Origin of the sequence: Paenibacillus vortex V453, from assembly GCF_000193415.1 — a bacterium.
Lineage (GTDB): Bacteria > Bacillota > Bacilli > Paenibacillales > Paenibacillaceae > Paenibacillus_AQ > Paenibacillus_AQ glucanolyticus.
In genome coordinates this window covers 297,959-316,211 of record NZ_ADHJ01000001.1, presented here as the reverse complement: position 1 = coordinate 316,211, position 18,253 = coordinate 297,959, and the positions used below count along the sequence as shown (strand labels likewise).

The window sequence follows — 18,253 nt, the reverse complement described above, 5'->3', positions numbered from 1 at the left end:
CGCATTATAGAAATTTACGACTACTTGATTGGACTTGAAACAACGAATAACACTGCATGGAATTATCTCAATAAAGGTACTCATGAAGAGGAAGAAATGTATGAATTTGATTCCCTAATAGTGAAAAATATTTTCGAGAATTTAGAATCACTAGATAATGAAGCTAAAGCAGTATAATGAAAAAACAGAAAGCAGGGAGCCACTTCCCTCAGCTATCTGTTTTATGAAATTATTTAAACGGGATCAGTTCAGTTGGAATATAAGTAGCTATTAAGTGACTTAAATGAATTAAATAATCAGGGATATTGAATTCAGGCATTGTAATGAAAAATAATGGGGGGATGTGTCATATGAAGGTTAGTGAACTTATAGCCGTGCTGCAAACTCTCCAACAAGATGCCACTATTAAAGTGGTTATTCCTGTTCCTGGAAGGGAACACTTAGGTGGTGGATATTTAAAGGAGATAAGCGAAATATCCGAAGCATATGACCAAGATACCAATAGATTGAATTATGGCATCGTCATTACAGAGTATCAACCAGATTAAATTGAAATAAAAGCAGTTAAGTTAATGGAGGATAACAAGTGCAAAAAAATAAAACTATTTATATCGCTCAATTACCTCAGCCCATACAGGAGGCTATAATGACAGATGTAAGAAGCGCGTTAATGGATATTGATTTAACAGTAGCAGAGCAAGAAATAGCATTACAAGATGCTATGGATAGCCGTTTATGTGACTTATCGGATACCATTGATATTGAAAAATATCTTTAATATAAGTTTGTTCAAGTTTTCTATAGAGCTAATAAAATAGATTTCTGTGAGATGATTTAAATCATATAAAAAGCAGCCATCAATGGCTGCTTTTGTTTTTAGTTAAACCCTAAACTAATCAATATTGATGTTTCGATTTCCTTAAACTCTATGGAATCAAAACGTAGTTTTCCGATGTATTTTGTTAAGTAACTCTTATCTACTGTTCTTATTTGTTCACACAACACGAATGATGAGTAAAGTAGCCCAGCAACGCCTTCATTTAATTGAACATGCGTCGGTAACGGTTTATTCTTTCTGGAGATAGGTGCGATTAAGGTGGTAGGAGAGAATTGATTGCCAATATCATTTTGTATAATTAATACAGGTCTATAATTCGATTGAACAGAACCAGGTCCTTTCGGTAGCTTACACATATAAATTTCTCCACGTTTGATTCGCTTCTCTAATTCTATTTTTGATTTTTCAATAATTGTCCCCATTTGTTTAATCCTCTCTATTTAATGATGTAATGATGAATAATATCATTGAAACAAAATATCTCAAAAAATGATAAAGGTATTAGCGGAGATAGGGGACAAACAAAAGCCGCCTCCCAGATTTCTTAGGAGACAGCTCGTTTTTCTTACGGTATAAAAAGTTTAGGTTCATTGAAATGTGAGTATGTCATCTGCGAAGGATGTTGAACCCCAAGCTGCTTTAAAACGGGTTTTATATGCATACGCCAATCTTGACCTGTATAACTTAATGGATTATCAAAAAGTAAAGAACGAGAAAGCTTCCCATTAATAACTTCCCATTTTACTCTGACGGCAAGAGGTCGTGGACCATCTGTACTATCTACGTCAGTTCTCCAATTGTTAGCTGTGAAAATTAGATATGTAGGTTTGATTTTCAGTGAATCGATTAGTTTTAAATTTTGTAGAATAGCATCAGGGTTTTGATCTCTATAAAGTTCTGAGTACAATATGTATTCTGCTACACCTGAGTTAGGAATAATAGAGCCATTAACAAAGGCGTTTTTCTTTGAATCAGATAAGTTAGATCCTTTATAGACATATTCCCTTATTTGTTGGTCAGATAGAGCTATTGGTGCGCTAAGCTTTCTTTCTTTGCTAGCAATTTCAAGCTTCCATCCTAGGGTAATAGAATTAGGTTTTGTAGGATGCTTACCACTACCGAAAACAACCGATTGGGATATGAACCTATCCTCAATTTTTCGGCAAGTTTCAGCGATAATACTAGCCCAATCGAGTCCAAAGTACTCCTCAGCTCTGAGAGCAGAAACCTTGTTTTCTTGGAACTCGTTGCTACTTTCGGTTTTTACAGAGATCTTTATCTCTTTTTGCTCTCCAGATTCAGTTTTCCCAAGGATATAAACATCAGTTTTGCATTCGCCGTTCGAAACTGAAGGCTTACCCACAGTTACTAATTTGTAGTTCTTGCCCTGGAAATAGAAGTTTCCTTTTGCTTTGAAGTTATCTATAATAGTTCTTTCAAGTTGACCATAATTTTTAGTTGCCATAATACCACCTTCTGTTTGTATAATTTTGTATTTTTAAGTAGTTCTATAGAAGGGGGACTTTCTCCTGCTTTTTCATATATATTGTTTTTGAGTGGGTAATTAGTTGGGATATGTTCAATGAGATCTAATGTTTTTGGTGAGTTATAAAAAAGACCTGTTTTATTACAACAGGTCATGCTTCAGAAATTGGGGTTTAGCCTTAAAGATCTATTTTTTGCATGTTGAAGAAAAGCCGCAATCGTATCAACAGTATCGTTAAAATCATCTTTTATTTGATGTTCCCAAATCCTTAATATATGCCATCCAGAATCTATGTATAATTCGGTGTTCATGCGATCCCTTTCTTTATTACGTAAAAGTTTCTTACTCCAATATTCAATATTTGATTGAGGGATGTGACCATGAATTTCGCATAAATGCCAGTAACATGAGTCAAGGAACACTACTGATTTGTATTTGTTAATAGCAATATCCGGTTTCCCAGGGAGGTCTTTAATATTTCTGCGAAAACGGAAACCTCTCTTCCATAACTCCTTACTCACTTTATCCTCCATTTTACTTATGGACTTTATAGACTTCATTATCTTGCTTCGTACTTCTCCTGAGAACTTATCAACCACTTCTTAGTTATCCCCTATCAGTTTTATTTACATTTTACGGCATGATCTAATCATGATATTTTAATATAAGTGGTGGATTTGGATTTACCCGCCTTTAGTCCGATTACAGTTCATTTATTATCGTTTCCAATGTGTGGTTGTTTTAAAATGCATAAAAAGAAAGTTGTATTTTTGTAAGGGAGGGCAACTAGTGAACGCACCAGCTGCAGAACTGTTCAAACGTGGGAATGAACTACTGAATAGAAGTAAATATAGCGAGGCCATTGAATGTTTTAAAAAGGTTATTGAATACGGAGACAATGAGTTTCTTAGTGGTTCATACGTTAATATAGCAAAGTGCCTTAATGAACGTTCCTTAGAAACTAAAGAAGACAGCAGCAATCAAATTGAAGAGTACCTTCAAATGGCACTGAAAATAAAACCAACCAACCAAGCAGCTTTTGCAAACTATTTTTGGTACCACTTGTTCAACAAGAGATTTACTGAGGCCATTGAATATTTTATGTTGATTGAAGTAAAAGCGATTTTCGATCAAGGCATTATTCTCTTAGAAAAAATCCATGAGTATAAAAACGAAAGAGAAGCAGATGCTTTTTATAATCTATACAAGAAAAATCTTAAGTATTCTAGGATATTGGTAAACGTAGCAATGTGGCATTTGAATAATGGGACATCTCACAAGGCTTATTTATATCTTAAAGAATCACATCAAAGAGTAGGAAACGATATTAATATATTGAGTGGACTTAGCTTGACATGTCTTGTTTTAAACAATCCAATTGAAGCAGAAGAGTATTGCATACTTGGAATTAATGCTTTAGAAGCGATGAAGAATAAAGAGAATAAAGTCCAGAATTCTATCGAAGGCTTTTATAGTAATTTGGCATTAGCATATTTGAATCAACATAAGTATAGCGAAGCAGTTGAGTTATTAAGTTTAAAGGTGATACGTTATCCTAATAATACTGATTTTCATAATTTAGCCTTTGCTCAGTACATGTTAGGGCGTTTCGATGAGGCGTACATAAATTGCGAAAAAGCGCTATTTATTGCTGAAGATGAAACTAGTTACTTTTTAATGGGTGAATGCCAATATGCAAAAAAAGAATATGAAAGAGCAATACTATGGTATAAAAAAGCGTTAGCTTTTATAAATGATAAGCAGACTAGTTATAATGTTGAAGATGAAACCATGAATATCATCTCGACACTACTGGATTCTAAGAAAACCTTAAAGAAAATATATCTAAACTTAATAAATGCATTATTAGAGAGTAATGAATATCTTTCTGCAGCAGCTTTTCAAGAAATTGCTCTAACTAAATTTCCATATGATCATGATATTAAACGGTTAAGTAACGTAATAAGGATGCTCGATATAAAGAATTTAGAAATTGAGACGGTAAACGAGAGAGTTAATTTAATAATAAGAGAGTTATCAGAACAGAGGGAGAAACTTGAAGAAAGAAGTGAAAAGGTAAGAGAATGGGCGTTGGAGTTAATAAAATTACAGGATAGATGCATAAAGGATGATATCCTAGTCATTCAAACAGAAGATGACTGGAGAGTAATTGAAAATCAGATGGTATCCATTGCTGATGCAATGAAGTCAAGTTCTCCGTCAGATGCTATTTATCAGAAGATTGATGCAAAGATGAAAAATGATTTTTATGGTTTGAATGAAAAATCTTTAAATTTCTTAATCACTGCGGAATATCTATATCAAATTCATTCGAACACGAGTAACATTGATTTTGCTCCAATAATGATTGAGTTCTGTAAAGTAGTTGAGAATGAACTAAGTGTAAAAATGAAACAAAAGAAGATGATAGAAAAAAAGAAAAATTTTACACTCGGGCAACTGTTATTTGAGCTAGAACGACACAGAATTAGCTCCTTCACTGAATTTGTTCCAATTCTTAAAACTATACTGCTTTATCGGAATGGCAGCGCACACACGGGCAGTACCAACGTTGAAAAGACTGGTATGGTCAGGAACCTGCTTTTTGAAGAAGGATGGTTAAATTACTTAATACAACAAAAATGATTACGGGGATCCCGTAATCATTTTTTGTATACTTATGGATTGACATCATACGCTTTTTGGATAAACGACTTAATCTGATTCAAGTTATTTACGCAAGCTAGGTTAATAAAGGCTTCATGGGTATAACGATTTAAATCCTTCTCAGTTCGTTTGTAGACTGTATTCAGTTCGCTATCGATAATTGATTGCATTTCTTTGCCTAAATTACTATTAGAGTTTCCGAAGCGCAAAATCAAGGACTTTCTTACCGTACAAAGTTTGGCAAACCCGCCTCTTCTACCTTTGCGCTTATACCCAATCCCTTTAGTGCTTTTTGGGTCAATAATATCGAATGGACCACTCCATAGAAACTGATCTATTTCCATAGCTAAATTTCTAGTTTGCACTGGGAAATGATTGAAATATTGTTCCTTGCCACTCCACCCTATTCCGTTAATTTCGCACAATTGCTCGAATTGTCTTAATAAAAAGCCTGTCACTGTTTCTGCACTGTGATTGATTTGTTGACTAAGGAAAAAACTACGGACGCTTTCCCAAGAATAAAGAAAAGGTTGCTCGATATAGGATTGCTCGGCATGAAATTTTTCCTTGTGTTTATCGAGCTGTCCCATGTGTAAATAATGTGTATCACCAATTTTGGTTTCGATAAGTACAGCAAGACCTTCCGAAAGAATTGAGGCATCAGGTTTGCTGTTTTTATCGGTGTAATTGCCCTCATTATATTTGGTTGTATTTTCTGCTATTCCTACTATAACACCCTTCTTAGCTAGTGTAAGTAAGCGTTCATGAACTTGGATTCCATAATTGTATGGCTCAAAAGTAACTGCGGAAGGATCGATCATTTGTAAGAACTGCTTCGTTAGTAGTGGGGAGGAGTGTTGTAAGACATTGATTAGAGCTTTTGTGACATTGTTTTCATTTTGAAGTGTTTTTGAATCTTCGCTAGATTGACCCCGAAAATATTGAAATACATTATCGTATTCCGTTATTGTATCCATCTTAGACCCCGCTTATCTTTTTGAAGTTTGAGTAACCTAGAAATTTGAATTTATCTGAAGGAATTGGATGATTGCTGTCGAATTCTAACTTTTGGCAAAAGAAAAAGCCTGAGGATGCTCTCCCACAGGCTTTTCTCACTGGTTCTTCCAGATTTGTATATATAGTATCACCAAATGCAATAGAAGGCAAGCTATTGCTGGAGAAAGAGAGGAGTGAAATAATGAATATGATGGCTTTTGGTAATGCAGAACGATACATCCTAAGTTTGTTTCCTCCAGATGCAATGTTTAGATTAGGCGGATTTGACTATAGAGTTATATTTTCAGGGAAACCTAGACCAACAAATCGTGGAGGCGAATGTAAAACAGATGTTTATGTAAGTGCCTTTAATATTCAAAGTGGAGATGAAATTGAACTTAAAATATCTTTCAAAAAAGAAAACGCTGACTTCTTAGAGAATAAAATGACAGATATAAGAGCAATTCAGATATTCGGTGATGCTTGGCAGAATAGGATTCGAGAATTCGTTAGTCAAATACATAGAAAATTTTTGAGTAGACCAATAATCTATAAATCTAGTTATGGCAATACCCAAGCGGGAAGCTTTACATTAGGTTGGAAAATGGAGCTAGTCTGTAGAAGTAATGGGGATTTATCAGGAAATGCCCATATGACACACGATGAAACTATTGAAGTATATGCCGGGAATAATTTAAGTACTGAAAAAAAGGATGCCATTGTTCATAATAGAATAATTTATGGATCCGGTTCAGCAAATTGTGTTTTAAATGTGGATATAGCGTATATAAGAACAATTCAAGATGCTGTAGATCATTTGCAAGGTGTTTTTGAATACACTGAACAAAATCCAGACGTTTATTTTGTGTGCAAAGCATTAAATTATCGCTCTTTTCAACAGAAATGGGATGGGGATCGTCCTTTAGCAGTTTTTGTTGAATGGCACGCTATTGATGGAAGGCTTACTCCTAGAATTATTTTTAACAATCCATTGCAAATAGGTGGTCATGCAGTTGCTGGTCTTTTGGAAGAAAGCCTACAAACGTTGGGGATTCGGGATACAGACTGTATAAACATAAACAATGTCTCGGATTCAAGAATAATTCACTTCTAAGTTTATGTTAGGTATTTGCAATAGGATACTTATGAAGGAAGGAAATGATTTGAAATATAGAGCCTATTTTGATGTTCCAATTGATACAGTGACAAAGAATATGAGAGGCAGCTCACCGTATTTGTTAGAAAGATTGATTGAAGAACTAGACAATGCAGTAGATATAAAACTGTCATTTTTCTTATACAATAATCCTTTTTTGCATGAGAAGCTTGAACAATTAAGTGATGAAGGCTGTTTAGTGCATATCTATTCTATCCCCTTAAATGGCTATACTAAGCAGTCGGTACAGATACATAATCCAATAAAGAATAGAAGTTTCCCTTCATCCAAGTACAAATATGCTGAGAAGATATATAGACGCATTGAAGAGAAGCTCTACCCTAATATAAAGCTTAGTTTATTTCCGCATACTTACGTGTGGTACAAACAACTTTTTTCTCGTGGAAAAGAAGCATACAGTCTTCATAATAAATCGATGCTTGTAGAGATGAGGGATGGAAGTACTAAATGCATTTCTTTATCAAGTAATCTTGCTTTTGCTGATCCTCCACATAGTGATAATTTATTAGTTGTAGAGAATGAACGGTATGCTACTAATATGTTTAGAACTTATTTTGACTTGTTGGATAGGCATTCTTTATCACTTGCTGAATATAAAGAGTTCTCTCTTTCGAAATATGATTTCGAATATCAAGTTAAACCAACAGACCTTGACCCTGATAATTATTATGGTTGTTATTACACTGCCCCCTTTATTACCTATAATGGTCAAGGCAGTAATCATTTTGTGCAGGGCAAGATTATTGATTTTATAAAATCAGCGAAGCAAAAAATATATGTATGCTCACAACACTTTATGGATATAGATCCATTTGATAAGGCAGCTAGAAGTGTTCTTACTTCTCTCGGTGAATTAGCTGATATGAGTCCTTTGATGGAGATAAAGGTTTTGAAGCAGACTAGGGCAAATAATCAAGCTCAAGGAAAAAGGACTCATATTGCGGAGGAATATATAAAGCGTATAAAAGATGCGGAACAAAGGTATCTGTCCCCAACTGTGCATGATAAATTTATTATTGTGGATGATAAAATCATTGTGATGACGGCGAACATTACGCCGACTCAGTTTGCATGGGGATACCCACATGCAATGAAATACGCAGTGAATAATGAAGTCCACATTGTAGAAAATTGTTTTTCTGAAATCAACAGTTTTCACTTCATTGAGGATATTGAGCTGGCGGAGAACTACAAAGCTCATTTTCAAACGTTATGGGCTATATCTAATGAAATATAATAAGAGAATGATGTCGGACTATGGAACTAAGTTCGATATCATTCTTTTTTTGAGCCTCTCAGTAGGGTATAATATATAGATAACAATGTGACGGAAGCACTGTTTAATCAGGGAGGCACTAATATATATGAAGCTTAATGAAAGAGGAAGAGGCAAATTTAAGCCTGCTCCTAATTTGTCACGTGAGGAAGTCCAACAAGTTTTATTTGAGAAAATCCAAGAAGAGATGTCATTAATTATAGAGTCTACTGATGATGAGGAACTTCTTAATAATTTAGATTATAAAAAAGATAAGTTTAACTTGGTCAGCCTCTTTTCTGGTTGTGGCGGTTTGGATATGGGGTTTGAATTAGCAGGGCTTGCTGCGGTAATTGGAGAAGAAGCTGCAATGGAAGCCTTCAAGGATAAAGATAAATTTAATGAAGTTAGGCATAAAAGCATTTTCCACACGATTTACACAAATGATCTTTTTACAGAAGCTAATGAGTCATATAAGATTAATTTCCCTCAATCGGTTGTACAACATCGTAAAGATATAAGGAAAGTGAAAAACTTTCCTAAAGCTGATGTAGTAGTAGGAGGTTTCCCATGCCCAGGATTTTCTGAGGCGGGACCAAGGTTGATAGATGATGAAAGAAATTTCTTGTACATCCATTTCATTAGATGCCTTATTGAAACTCAGCCATATTTCTTCATTGCTGAAAATGTTAAAGGCATGATGAATATTGGTGGCGGTGAAGTTCTAAAACAAATTGTAGAAGACTTTGCATCAGCAGGCTATAAAATGAAATATAAGCTACTGAATTCGAGGGACTATGGAGTTCCGCAGTTAAGGGAACGAGTTATTTTAGTAGGAGTAAGAAATGACATCGATTTTGATTATGAATATCCAGAGCCATCACATGGTGAAGGATTGGGTTTGAATCCGTATGTTACGCTGAGAGATGCAATTGGTGACTTGGTTGAAGACCCAGGTCCATATTTTACAGGATCTTTCTCAACAATTTATTTATCTCGAAATAGAAAAAAAACGTGGGAAGAGCAAAGCTTTACAATTCAGGCTTCAGGTAGACAAGCTCCTCTTCATCCTGATGGACCATTAATGGTCAAAATGGATGCAAATTGGTGGGATTTGCCTGGGGGAGAAGAACTTAATCGTAGACTCTCTGTAAAGGAAATCGCCAGAATACAAACCTTCCCTGATTGGTATGATTTCACAACGACACCTAAAAAAGTATCGGAAAGCTCCAAACTTGACTATATATATAAACAAATTGGGAATGCTGTTCCGGTTTTGTTAGCAAAAGCAATTGCTAAACCGCTAGCTGATTGGGCTGTTAAGTTCAAGGAGAATGAAGAACTGTTAGTCGAATCTATAGGTAGGCTTGAAACTAATCGATTACGTAGACGAGGTAAACAGTGGTCTTTATTGCTGCGAAGAGCTACGAGTCCACGAAATCGTGGCAAAAGGGTTTCAAAGGTATTCAACAGAAGTAGTTATGTATATCGTCGTGGTCAAAGTCAGACTTTAGTTATGAACAGAAAAAATATTGTATATCGACGCCGTAAAAGTCGGTCAAAATGACAGAGATAGCTATGTAGTTTATTTGATTTAAAATATACTGTTCATTATAATTTTTTTAATGATGGAGATATGATGTTAAAATACACTATTGGCTTTATTAAACGTGGCAATGAAATATTAATGCTAAACAGAAATTCCTCTCCCGACATGGGAAAATGGAATGGCGTAGGTGGGAAATTCGAAGAGGGAGAAACACCTCTAGAATGCATTATAAGAGAGACTTATGAGGAAACGGGAATCAGGCTGAAAAAAGAAGATGTAATTTATTCAGGTGCAGTGACATGGGCTAGTGAGAATGGAAGATCAGGAATGTATGCTTTTATTACTGAAGTGCCTCATGATTTTGAATACACAGCCCCGATTGAAATGGTAGAAGGAATTTTATGCTGGAAGAAAATTCAATGGGTTTGTGATGAAAAGAATTTAGGCGTAGTAGGTCATGTCCCTCATTTTTTGCCTAAAATGCTTAGTGATGAGAAACAATATGAGCATCGTTTTTTCTTCTCAAATGGTACTGTTAAGAAGTATGAACAGATTCCTCTAAGTGATGAATTAACATTTTAAAGAGTGGCAGGGGTTTCCCCTGCCACTCTTTAATCTAATATTGGGAAATCTGCTTCCTTACCCTTTTTTGCAATATAAGACCCAAATGCCCAAAGCAAGTTATCCATCTCAGAGTATGTCATACTACTTGGAGTAATATTATGCCCTATTAAAGAATATTGTATGAATTCATTCAGTTCCTTTCTTTGAGAATGTAACAGTTGTTGAAATAAGCCAATATCTGAGTATTCGTCTTCACTTTTGGGATTATACCAAAAACCAAATAGTCGTTTAATATGTCGATCAGGCTTAAACCCATTCCAACCTAAGTTTCTTAGAAACTCACTTGAAAGAATATATCCCATCCCCATAAATTTATAATGTTTCGGATTATAAAACATGCCTAGTAGAGTTGAGTCTTTTGGAGGGTTTGCGCAAAAACCACATATGAGCAACAACAATTGTTCATCACTTAAGTTTATTGCATCATCTTTGGTCTTATTTAAAAAGGCAGATGCCAATCTTATGATATAGTTTTGATAAAAATCTTCTAGAAGAGTTAGTTTTTGTGACCATTGAAAAACTGCGGTAACATCATTTTTTCTAGTTTGACCAGGAAAGAATGTCTTAACCTCATTTTCAAACTCAGGATTCCATTTATCGTATACTTTTAAGGGGTCGTAATCCTCTAAAAGTTCTCTTAACTCATGTTCTCTTGCAGAGAATGTCCCCCACTGACGTGAATTGCTTCCTAATGCTCTAGTAGCTGCCTCGAAGACATCTTTATTAGATACATCCCTAAAAATACTTCTGACTGGCTGTTTCAATGCTAGGATAATGGATTTCGAAAAATCTTCAGCAGAAATTGACGGTTCAAGGCTATAATCCGTTTCTATTTTCTTTCTTATGTGTGGATCTTCCCAGAGATATTGCGTGATTCTTGTGACGTTAAGTTTATCCATCGTATTCCTCCGAATAGTAATATCATTATTGTATTCTATGTTTTGTTGCTGTCAAATATTAGACTGGAAAATTCGTGAAATAAAACTCTTGACAATCACTATGTAGCCAATATATGATTAGCTTCAACAAATTGAATAACGAGTTGAGTAATCAACGGTCGAATTTTCGGCGGTCGCTCTTGTAAGCAATGAAGAGCGCGGTTAAGCCGGGTGCAAAGAATAGCTGCACCCCTGCTTAGCCGTTGGCAAAACTCGACTAAACGGAAGAGTCCCAACGTAGGGACTCTTTTTTTTGTCCCAAGTACATTGAAAAGTTCATATATCAAGTAGTCACTAACAAAAAACATTGGAGGAATTTATTTATGTCAAATCTATTATTAAAAAAACTTAACAAGAAAGCAAAGGATTACTCAGTAGAAAGAAAGCAAATTAATGGGTGTGCAAGTGAAGGATACATATTTATTTCAGGCAAGTTAAAGTTAAACTCAGATGAAGCATCTATGTTAGCAATGAAATTAATACATTTGCACATTGTTCAAGCGGTTGAGGTTTACTGTGCAGATAAAACAAACCGTTTTATACTAAGGAAAATTCGTAATGTTATTGACGGAACAAAAGTAGTTTCTGAACAACTAGAATATGCGATATCTGATTACTTCTCTGAACATGACAAAGAATTGGGTCTTGCGGTTATTAAAATAACAGCATTTGATATTCCCAATAAGCACCTAACAAGAATTTCTACTCATAGAAATAGTTTTTTGGATGTTTTACATTACTTTTTTTCTACTCAGATTCATGCGTTAACTCAGCTATATCCAGTATATAAGCCCGAAGAGGAGTCACTCTCCGATATTCAGCTTCAATTGATCAATTGTGATCAGTACGAATATCGTTTAAAGCAATTGGTTCTGGATGATATTGTGAGTAACTATTTTGAGTTTGAAATCATGGCAGGAAAAAATAATATTCAGGAATTGATAAAGAAAATTGATCAAAGCCAATTCAAAAAGGTAAAAGGGATTTATTGTATAGACCCGAAAATGACGCATGCCATATGTGCAATAAGCAAGGAATATGAAAACCATCCAGTAATTAATTTTTGGTTGCATGAAGATTTCCAATCAAGGGATAGCAACTCTATATTTGATGTCAATTGTGACTATGCTTCGATGGTGGTTAAGATTAACAGGAAAGACCGAGCAGCATTAATAAAACTGAAAACTGGTAGAGAAGCTCTTCAATATTTATGTGAATAAAGGCATGACAACAAAAGGACACACAATTTTGATTGTATAACCTTTAATGCAATAATAGGATATACAACATTAAATATGAGAGTCATCTATGACGAAAAAATAGGTTACAGAATGTTAAAGGAGATGAGCCAACTGGACTTTACCCTATACCTTAAACAACAAGAGATGCGGCAGAAAACAATTGCTGGCTATACTGCTGTAATTAATGAATTTATACAATGGCGGGATGCCCTTCTTGATCAGCCCGAAATAGTTACACAGCTACACATATTGGAATATAAATCTTATTTGAAGACAATCAGAAAAAATCATCCTAAAACGGTCAACCGCAAGCTTGCCGCTTTAAGGAAATGGATTCAGTATTTACAAGCAACAGGGCAGTTAAAGGAAGTCATTGCTGTTAAGGATGAAGCATTGGCAGATATAGAACGCTGGAAAGATCCAAAATTCTTGGATAAAAACGAAATTAGGGATATCCGAAAAGGTATCGAAAAAGAGCCGAGCAATTTTCTGCGGAACCGTGACAGATGTATGATTTACCTAATGCTATATCTTGGCTTGCGGCAAGAAGAAATGCTCAATTTGGAGCTTACCGATATTATTCGCACACCAGGCAAGCAAAAAGTTATTATTCGTGAAGGAAAAGGTGGTTTCTACGGAGAATTGGCACTTGAATCAACCGAGCTACGTGGAGCCATTGACCAATGGATAGCTGAACGAGCCAAAAGCAGATTTGCCGACAGTTCTTATCTGTTTGTCAGTCGGAAATCAGCACATGCTGGGAAGCGGGCTGCTGTTAAAATGATTAAGCGAGTATGTAAAACATCTGGTGTTGAGTTCACTTGCCATCAGTTACGACACACGTTTGCCAAACGCATCATTGATGAAACAGGAAACATAAAAAAAGCGCAGGAGCTTCTTCGCCACAAGCATACATCTTCGACAGAAATCTACACAAGGCACCGTAAGGAAGAACTGAACGAGGTACTACGAAAACTTGATGATGTGATGTAAAAAAAGCGCAAATAGCCAAGCCGATGGTATGCTGATAAAATCAGCGCAGGGGCTTGGCTTTTTTATGCGGTTTTATCGAATAGAACCATTGAACATATTGCATCTATTAGAAACATCATTTATAACGGTTTGATGAAACGGGATGGTCGTATGGAATATAGCCGATATTCAGGATGCATCCAATCTATATATTATATGGACAGTATCTGTTCCTTTCAATATATCTATTGTATCTGATAGATACGATATAACTACGGACGATAAGCAAGTGTCGCTGTTCATTATACTTGGTAAACAGTTTCAAGCTTAATCATGCTATCACAATTGAAACCATGTAGAATTACCGTTCAAATGGCATGCTAATACCAGACTACTAAATATTTTGTGTACCATTTTAAGAAAAAACAGGCTCATATCGATAAAAAATAATGTGTGCGTGAACAAGCTCGTTAATAGCAGCGACGCTAAGTGGTTGATTGGCTTTTGCTTCTAATACATCTAAAAACTGCTGGAGAGCATCGGCTTCCTTATCTGATAATTGCTTGCGATACACATAAACAAACAAGCCAAAAGCTAAGACACGATTAATAATAATTTCGTTTTGAAGAATGAATGCACTAGATTTACGTTCAGCATGCAGCAGATCCATATATAGCAATACTGCTAGGATGACAGCAGGTATGAACCAATACATTAAGCTGAACTTAATCCATACAAGTAAGCTGGCGACTGCTAGAAGAATAACACTCGCCAGCAATAGAGACAACTTTTGACTCGTAAAAAATAACTTACCCTCATATTTCAAATAGCTTCACCAGTTTTTTGTTCATTCAGGATAAGCAATGAAACGTCATGTTTCGACAATTGTTCTGAAATTTTTTGGAATTGGTCATGATCGATGTGCAAAATGTGATAAGACTGAACGACTAATACATCAATTTTTGTTGAACCACTTAATACAGGTTCAAGACTTGGACGTGGTGCATCTGATTTGACTATATCTTTTAGTATGATAACATCCTCATGAGCAACCTGATAGTCATAGCAGAATTGCTGTAAGGTTAAATATTGCTTATTAATCGTTCGTGGTGTTTCGCCACGTATATAAAAAGCAACGGTCAGGTTAGTCATATTCATAAAATTAACATTCTCCTTTCTTGGTAGATGCTTGTATTTGTTCAAGTTGCATTCTAATTGTCGCATCGTCAAAAAAATGAGCATGCCTAATATCAGATTGGTCACGATATAGTTGTTGATAACGATAACGAAATCCTTTACCAATATGTTGGTAAGCCTCAGGTGTTTCATGCATGTCTTTGAGTAATTTGCGTTCTAATAATTTATATAATGTGGATAGGCTAATCAGGAATAAAGCAAACAAAATTGTATTTTGTGGTGTTATATAGTCCATCAGTCTGTCCTCCCTAATGTTAAACCATTTTTATCCAGTTAATCTATAGCAACCAGTATAGCTGGTTTCCTCTCTCTTGCCAAGGCTAGTTATGCTAACTGTTTATGTTTGTTCTTTCTCTTCTTGTTCTTGTTCTTGTTCTAAAAAGAAAAAAATATAGTCTTGTGTCCCAGCGGATATGTCCCAAAGCAGGATAGTATCTGAAATTTGACTTTGTTTCTTGCACATATATAATGTCTCTACAAATTGCATCTGTTTAATTTTCAATATGGAGTTGATTCCATACAGATGCTATAAAATTCAAAATTTGAAGGGAATTATTTATATGTCAGAACAAATCGAACAACACATACAAGACCATAAAGAGGCATTATTACAACAGTTGAATACGTTGATTATTGGAGAACGCAAACGTTTTATTGAGCAGTCGGGAGAAGGAGAAGCAACTAAATACTTTACAGCGAAACGAGCAATAAGAGACGATGATGTAATGGCGCATTTAGATGGAGAAAGAACGGTAGGCTGTTTTTATATTGGAAAAGCAAGTAAATTCTTATGCTTTGATATTGATGAAAACAATCCATCTATCCCACTACAACTGCTTCAACTATTAAAAGATGCAGGATTCAAGTCCGAAGAACTTCACGTTGAAAATAGTGGCTTAAAGGGATGGCATATCTGGTTATTCTTTGAAAAGCCAGTTCCCATATCCCGATTGGTGACGTTTGGAAGGTATTACATTAAAGAGCTTGGTTCTATGGGGACGAAAATTGAATTGCGCCCTGAACAAATTGAAAACAGTCGGCGGCATCAAGTTGCCATTTGCTAAGCACCGCAAAACAAATGTGCGCACAACCTTTTTACAGCATGATTTGCAATCACATGATAATGCTGTGCAGTATTTTTTGAACATTATTCCGATGCAGAAGCAACGATTTGATGTTCTCGCAAGAGATGTATTGGCTTATCAAATGCAAAAAGAAGCTTTCACCATAGGTCGTTCTATGCTTTTAAAGGAAGCAGAGAATAAACCTAAAACGGATAAAGCAGAAGACGCTGCGGCAACCAAACGCAATGCATTAAAAAGTACACCACTTGCCATTGTAGCTCAAAAGCTATTACAAGACGGTATTCCTCAACAGGACACCGAGGTTCAGCAAGGAAGGCATTATTATCAATTTTTAGTTGCATTGTATTATAAAGAGCAAGGCTACTCCGAACAAGAAACGACGAAGAAAGTATTGGAGTGGGCGTTAAGAGAGAAGCAAATGAACCGTGCCAAGAGCAGTGAAAGTGAAATTAAGCAGGATGTTACGACTGATGTTCATCATGTCTATGCTAAGGATAAGAATTTTTTTGCAATAAGAGTAAGAGAAATGACATTTTACGAAGACGATTTTCGAGTAGTCCAAGAGCTATATGAAGCTACACTGCAACAGATTGCTTGGGCAATATTGATTTTGGGACGCATGTATCACGAAAATGGACAGGTTTACTTTTCAATTAGACAATTAGAAACGATGACGGGTATTAGTCGCAATACGGTTCACCGCAGGTTAAATGTATTAAAGGAATCAGGTATTTTTGAAAGTTATTGAACATGGTTATTACAAACAAGATAAGTCAATGGCGAGCTTATACCATGTTCCCGCCTTACTCAATCAGGACGACAAAGCATCGTTTATGCTAACTATTCAGGAAACAGAATGGAAGGGAATTTACGAGGAAGCACTTGTTCAGATTTACAAGCAGAACATGATAATTGAGATGCGTCAAGAGGAAGCGCAATGAGAACATTATTTTGTGACCAATCTTTGTTGCGATTTGGATTCTCCATTGTGGAAAAGGCATCTGATCATGTTCAGATTATCGCTTATGGACTGCTTCAACTGGATGCAAAGCTTCACTATATTGAGCGACTAGGAGAAATTGAAAAATGGCTAATTCGAATGATTAGAGAGTATGGAATTGAACAAATTGTTTGTGAAGAAATTCAGTTTCAGCGTAATGTTCAGACTTTTCGCAAGCTTGCCGTTCTGCAATCTGCCATTGAGGCGGTATGTTATCATAATGGAATTAGTTATGCAAAGCCATTACAAGTGCATGTCTGGCGAACAAAAGGTGTAAGGCGAATTTTGCAACTGCCTGATGGTAGTAAGCAAACGTTATTTCAATATCTCAACCATTATTTAAATGCTCCCCCAGCATTCGATATGAACCAAGCAGATGCACTAGGAATGGCGATTTATTGGTGTGATAAGTACTATGAAAATTTACCCTTACATATGCAAAATGCTTTACAACTACAAATAAAGGGCAAAGGAATAGGTTAATTCCTTGCCCGTTTATTCAGAAATACTTGGAATTGCTTGGTGAAAGAAGCTTTTTTATCATCGGTAATAACAGCCGTCTGATTCGAATGCTTGAAGTGGACAGTGTTCTCTCTAATTTCTTGTACCTGATTTAGATTAATCAAGCAGGAACGATGTGTTAATACAAAATCATGAAATAATAAGTAGTTTTCGTATAACTTGATCGAAATTTTAGACTCCAATTGCTCTTGGCTAGTATGAACATAAACAATGCGATTGATGGACTCAATGAATAAAATTTCATTAGGTGTATAAAGTTGAATGTCGTTTGAGACAACAGGAACAAATAGACCGCCGCTAGACATAAACTGAGTTTGCTTGATGCTCCAACGCTGTTTATCAATCCCTTGTTTGACTCGTTCGAATGTAAAGGGGGCTTCCAAAATATCTATCATTCCTAAATCTGCTACATAAGTCGCTGGCAATGTCTGATTGGTAATTAGAATGGTCGGAACCATTCTGCCACGCAATCGAAGCAAATGGTAGGCTTCAATCGCATTCCATTCAGTATTTACGTTGTGACCCAAAAAGACAGCATTAATATTCTGTTCACGAAGTAGGGTATCCATGTAATCTTTTGCTGAATTCGCAGTTCCAACAATTTTAACGTTTGGGATATTTTCAAGTAAGAGTTGGAGTATGTCAGATTGCTCGATATCGCCAACAAGTAATAGTTCTAATTTGGATTCATACATTTAGATCCACC

At 35.6% G+C, this 18,253-nt stretch carries 22 protein-coding genes; 13 read left to right on the top strand and 9 right to left on the bottom strand.

Features of this window, described 5'->3' with window-relative positions; genetic code table 11:
• The first annotated feature begins 350 nt into the window (after window positions 1–350).
• Together PVOR_RS01475 and PVOR_RS01470 are read left to right on the top strand one after the other, a co-directional pair.
• On the top strand, window positions 351–548 hold the full coding sequence (locus tag PVOR_RS01475; protein WP_006207291.1) for a hypothetical protein: 198 nt from the start codon (window positions 351–353) through the stop codon (window positions 546–548).
• A gap of 38 nt (window positions 549–586) precedes the next feature.
• The gene (locus PVOR_RS01470) at window positions 587–778 is read left to right on the top strand and encodes a hypothetical protein (protein WP_006207290.1); all 192 of its coding nucleotides are present in this window, start codon (window positions 587–589) and stop codon (window positions 776–778) included.
• 98 nt (window positions 779–876) lie between these two features.
• Here the strand turns inward: PVOR_RS01470 and PVOR_RS01465 are convergent, their stop codons facing one another.
• The 3 genes from PVOR_RS01465 to PVOR_RS01455 all read right to left on the bottom strand — a co-directional run bounded on the left by PVOR_RS01465 (window position 877) and on the right by PVOR_RS01455 (window position 2,923).
• Window positions 877–1,260 carry a type II toxin-antitoxin system PemK/MazF family toxin gene (locus PVOR_RS01465; RefSeq protein ID WP_006207289.1) on the bottom strand — a complete coding sequence of 128 codons (384 nt, stop codon included), beginning with the start codon at window positions 1,258–1,260 and terminating at the stop codon, window positions 877–879.
• A 143-nt stretch (window positions 1,261–1,403) separates the two neighbouring features.
• Window positions 1,404–2,303, bottom strand: a complete 900-nt coding sequence (locus tag PVOR_RS01460; RefSeq protein WP_006207288.1) for a hypothetical protein — start codon at window positions 2,301–2,303, stop codon at window positions 1,404–1,406.
• A gap of 179 nt (window positions 2,304–2,482) precedes the next feature.
• Window positions 2,483–2,923 carry a very short patch repair endonuclease gene (locus PVOR_RS01455; protein ID WP_006207287.1) on the bottom strand — a complete coding sequence of 147 codons (441 nt, stop codon included), beginning with the start codon at window positions 2,921–2,923 and terminating at the stop codon, window positions 2,483–2,485.
• A 190-nt stretch (window positions 2,924–3,113) separates the two neighbouring features.
• Here PVOR_RS01455 and PVOR_RS01450 point away from each other — a divergent pair, with 190 nt between their 5' ends.
• Entirely contained in the window at window positions 3,114–4,970 is a 1,857-nt protein-coding gene (locus tag PVOR_RS01450) for a tetratricopeptide repeat protein (RefSeq protein ID WP_006207286.1), read from the top strand.
• A 32-nt stretch (window positions 4,971–5,002) separates the two neighbouring features.
• Here the strand turns inward: PVOR_RS01450 and PVOR_RS01445 are convergent, their stop codons facing one another.
• Entirely contained in the window at window positions 5,003–5,968 is a 966-nt protein-coding gene (locus PVOR_RS01445; protein WP_006207285.1) for a hypothetical protein, read from the bottom strand.
• Between the two features lie 71 nt (window positions 5,969–6,039).
• Between PVOR_RS01445 and PVOR_RS01440 the strand changes: the two genes are divergently transcribed.
• The 4 genes from PVOR_RS01440 (at window position 6,040) to PVOR_RS01425 (ending at window position 10,550) form a co-directional block, all read left to right on the top strand.
• A complete protein-coding gene (locus PVOR_RS01440) occupies window positions 6,040–7,101 on the top strand; it encodes a hypothetical protein (protein WP_006207284.1) in 1,062 nt (353 codons plus the stop codon).
• A gap of 31 nt (window positions 7,102–7,132) precedes the next feature.
• Window positions 7,133–8,401, top strand: coding sequence for a hypothetical protein (locus tag PVOR_RS01435; RefSeq protein ID WP_160163969.1), 1,269 nt, complete (start codon window positions 7,133–7,135; stop codon window positions 8,399–8,401).
• A 127-nt stretch (window positions 8,402–8,528) separates the two neighbouring features.
• On the top strand, window positions 8,529–9,986 hold the full coding sequence (locus PVOR_RS01430; protein WP_006207282.1) for a DNA cytosine methyltransferase: 1,458 nt from the start codon (window positions 8,529–8,531) through the stop codon (window positions 9,984–9,986).
• A gap of 69 nt (window positions 9,987–10,055) precedes the next feature.
• The gene (locus PVOR_RS01425) at window positions 10,056–10,550 is read left to right on the top strand and encodes an NUDIX hydrolase (protein ID WP_006207281.1); all 495 of its coding nucleotides are present in this window, start codon (window positions 10,056–10,058) and stop codon (window positions 10,548–10,550) included.
• A gap of 29 nt (window positions 10,551–10,579) precedes the next feature.
• Here PVOR_RS01425 and PVOR_RS01420 read toward each other — a convergent pair whose 3' ends face one another.
• Complete coding sequence (locus PVOR_RS01420) at window positions 10,580–11,491, bottom strand: hypothetical protein (RefSeq protein ID WP_006207280.1); 912 nt, start codon at window positions 11,489–11,491, stop codon at window positions 10,580–10,582.
• A 362-nt stretch (window positions 11,492–11,853) separates the two neighbouring features.
• On the opposite strand from PVOR_RS01420, the gene PVOR_RS01415 reads away from it, so the two are divergent.
• The gene (locus tag PVOR_RS01415) at window positions 11,854–12,750 is read left to right on the top strand and encodes a hypothetical protein (protein WP_006207279.1); all 897 of its coding nucleotides are present in this window, start codon (window positions 11,854–11,856) and stop codon (window positions 12,748–12,750) included.
• A gap of 123 nt (window positions 12,751–12,873) precedes the next feature.
• Window positions 12,874–13,764 (top strand): tyrosine-type recombinase/integrase, encoded by an 891-nt coding sequence (locus PVOR_RS01410; protein WP_234972737.1) that lies wholly within the window; start codon window positions 12,874–12,876, stop codon window positions 13,762–13,764.
• Between the two features lie 394 nt (window positions 13,765–14,158).
• On the opposite strand, the gene PVOR_RS31230 is transcribed toward PVOR_RS01410, so the two are convergent.
• The 3 genes from PVOR_RS31230 to PVOR_RS01395 form a co-directional block, all read right to left on the bottom strand.
• Entirely contained in the window at window positions 14,159–14,413 is a 255-nt protein-coding gene (locus PVOR_RS31230; RefSeq protein WP_234972736.1) for a hypothetical protein, read from the bottom strand.
• A 152-nt stretch (window positions 14,414–14,565) separates the two neighbouring features.
• Window positions 14,566–14,901 carry a hypothetical protein gene (locus PVOR_RS01400; protein ID WP_006207276.1) on the bottom strand — a complete coding sequence of 112 codons (336 nt, stop codon included), beginning with the start codon at window positions 14,899–14,901 and terminating at the stop codon, window positions 14,566–14,568.
• A gap of 4 nt (window positions 14,902–14,905) precedes the next feature.
• Complete coding sequence (locus tag PVOR_RS01395) at window positions 14,906–15,175, bottom strand: hypothetical protein (RefSeq protein ID WP_006207275.1); 270 nt, start codon at window positions 15,173–15,175, stop codon at window positions 14,906–14,908.
• A 325-nt stretch (window positions 15,176–15,500) separates the two neighbouring features.
• On the opposite strand from PVOR_RS01395, the gene PVOR_RS01390 reads away from it, so the two are divergent.
• Genes PVOR_RS01390 through PVOR_RS01375 form a run of 4 tightly spaced genes read left to right on the top strand, consistent with a single transcriptional unit; the run spans window position 15,501 to window position 17,508 of the window.
• A complete protein-coding gene (locus PVOR_RS01390; protein ID WP_006207273.1) occupies window positions 15,501–16,004 on the top strand; it encodes a TOTE conflict system archaeo-eukaryotic primase domain-containing protein in 504 nt (167 codons plus the stop codon).
• Window positions 15,967–16,773: a helix-turn-helix domain-containing protein gene (locus PVOR_RS01385; protein ID WP_234972735.1), complete on the top strand. Its 807-nt coding sequence runs from the start codon at window positions 15,967–15,969 to the stop codon at window positions 16,771–16,773. Before PVOR_RS01390 ends, PVOR_RS01385 begins: the two co-directional genes overlap by 38 nt.
• Window positions 16,760–16,966 carry a hypothetical protein gene (locus tag PVOR_RS01380; protein ID WP_006207271.1) on the top strand — a complete coding sequence of 69 codons (207 nt, stop codon included), beginning with the start codon at window positions 16,760–16,762 and terminating at the stop codon, window positions 16,964–16,966. The genes PVOR_RS01385 and PVOR_RS01380 overlap by 14 nt, the downstream gene beginning before the upstream one ends.
• Entirely contained in the window at window positions 16,963–17,508 is a 546-nt protein-coding gene (locus PVOR_RS01375; RefSeq protein WP_006207270.1) for a crossover junction endodeoxyribonuclease RuvC, read from the top strand. The genes PVOR_RS01380 and PVOR_RS01375 overlap by 4 nt, the downstream gene beginning before the upstream one ends.
• On the opposite strand, the gene PVOR_RS01370 is transcribed toward PVOR_RS01375, so the two are convergent.
• On the bottom strand, window positions 17,505–18,242 hold the full coding sequence (locus PVOR_RS01370; protein ID WP_006207269.1) for a LytR/AlgR family response regulator transcription factor: 738 nt from the start codon (window positions 18,240–18,242) through the stop codon (window positions 17,505–17,507). The genes PVOR_RS01375 and PVOR_RS01370 overlap by 4 nt on opposite strands.
• Window positions 18,243–18,253: the final 11 nt, after the last annotated feature.

Coding starts and splice junctions, on each gene's coding strand:
- PVOR_RS01475 (WP_006207291.1), top strand. CDS start 351: ATGAAGGTTAGTGAACTTATAGCCGTGCTGCAAACTCTCCAACAAGAT.
- PVOR_RS01465 (WP_006207289.1), bottom strand. CDS start 1,260: ATGGGGACAATTATTGAAAAATCAAAAATAGAATTAGAGAAGCGAATC.
- PVOR_RS01460 (WP_006207288.1), bottom strand. CDS start 2,303: ATGGCAACTAAAAATTATGGTCAACTTGAAAGAACTATTATAGATAAC.
- PVOR_RS01445 (WP_006207285.1), bottom strand. CDS start 5,968: ATGGATACAATAACGGAATACGATAATGTATTTCAATATTTTCGGGGT.
- PVOR_RS01435 (WP_160163969.1), top strand. CDS start 7,133: ATGAAGGAAGGAAATGATTTGAAATATAGAGCCTATTTTGATGTTCCA.
- PVOR_RS01430 (WP_006207282.1), top strand. CDS start 8,529: ATGAAGCTTAATGAAAGAGGAAGAGGCAAATTTAAGCCTGCTCCTAAT.
- PVOR_RS01425 (WP_006207281.1), top strand. CDS start 10,056: ATGATGTTAAAATACACTATTGGCTTTATTAAACGTGGCAATGAAATA.
- PVOR_RS01420 (WP_006207280.1), bottom strand. CDS start 11,491: ATGGATAAACTTAACGTCACAAGAATCACGCAATATCTCTGGGAAGAT.
- PVOR_RS01415 (WP_006207279.1), top strand. CDS start 11,854: ATGTCAAATCTATTATTAAAAAAACTTAACAAGAAAGCAAAGGATTAC.
- PVOR_RS01410 (WP_234972737.1), top strand. CDS start 12,874: ATGAGCCAACTGGACTTTACCCTATACCTTAAACAACAAGAGATGCGG.
- PVOR_RS31230 (WP_234972736.1), bottom strand. CDS start 14,413: ATGGATCTGCTGCATGCTGAACGTAAATCTAGTGCATTCATTCTTCAA.
- PVOR_RS01400 (WP_006207276.1), bottom strand. CDS start 14,901: ATGAATATGACTAACCTGACCGTTGCTTTTTATATACGTGGCGAAACA.
- PVOR_RS01395 (WP_006207275.1), bottom strand. CDS start 15,175: ATGGACTATATAACACCACAAAATACAATTTTGTTTGCTTTATTCCTG.
- PVOR_RS01390 (WP_006207273.1), top strand. CDS start 15,501: ATGTCAGAACAAATCGAACAACACATACAAGACCATAAAGAGGCATTA.
- PVOR_RS01375 (WP_006207270.1), top strand. CDS start 16,963: ATGAGAACATTATTTTGTGACCAATCTTTGTTGCGATTTGGATTCTCC.
- PVOR_RS01370 (WP_006207269.1), bottom strand. CDS start 18,242: ATGTATGAATCCAAATTAGAACTATTACTTGTTGGCGATATCGAGCAA.